1 pseudogene is annotated in these 766 nt (G+C 74.9%); it reads right to left on the bottom strand.

Annotated features, from left to right (window positions below):
- Nucleotides 1–685: pseudogene (locus tag VQ02_RS35040) on the bottom strand (hypothetical protein); the annotation flags it as partial.
- Between the last annotated feature and the right edge of the window lie 81 nt (nt 686–766).

Raw genomic sequence — 766 nt, forward strand, 5'->3', positions numbered from 1 at the left:
CCCTCCAGGATGCGCCGGGGCGCCCGACCGCCACCCGGTAGCGGAGGGCCGTGCCGTCGCCGCGCACGAGGTAGAGGTGGCGCTGCGCGGTGTCGACCACGATCGGGCCCGGGGCCTGCGACCCGGGATAGCCGACCACCTTGCCGCGCTTGACCGTCGGCAGCGGGGCCGGCGGAAGGGCCGCCATGCGGATGGGAGCGGTGGGCAGCGGCAGGGCCGGTACCGTCGGCGCGACCGGCATCACCGGCAGCGGAGCCGGAGGATCGGCGGCGACGGTGCTGCGGGGAGTCTCGGCGGCTGCGGCGGGACGGGAGCGGCAGCGATAGACGCGCTGCCCGTCCGCCCGCATGGTCACCGGCCCGATCGCGTCGACGACGATCTGCCGGGGCTCGGCATTGACGCCGGTCCGCAGGTCCTCGTCCGAGCGGAAGCAGCGCATGTGAAGGCGGTAGCCGATCGCCGTGTCGGAGACCTTGTCGATCCGGCAGCGCAGGTCGTGGGCCTCGAGCATCGCGTCGGCCGCTGGCTTCAGCCTGATCTCGAACGCCCTCGGGCTCGCCGCGTCGCCGCACTCCTTCAGCGTCGGCGCCCACCACCCCGTCGGCGACTCGTCGGCCCTCATCGCGTGGGCGGCGCTGGCACTGCAGAGGAGGAGCGCAGGCACCAGCCTGCCGAGGCGTCGCATCGTGGGGACTTTCCGGACGGGGAATGGCGGACGGAGCGGGTTCGGCGGAGCGGGGATCATCGCGCGCGCGGAGCGCCCGCC

The organism is Methylobacterium variabile, assembly GCF_001043975.1.
GTDB lineage: Bacteria > Pseudomonadota > Alphaproteobacteria > Rhizobiales > Beijerinckiaceae > Methylobacterium > Methylobacterium variabile.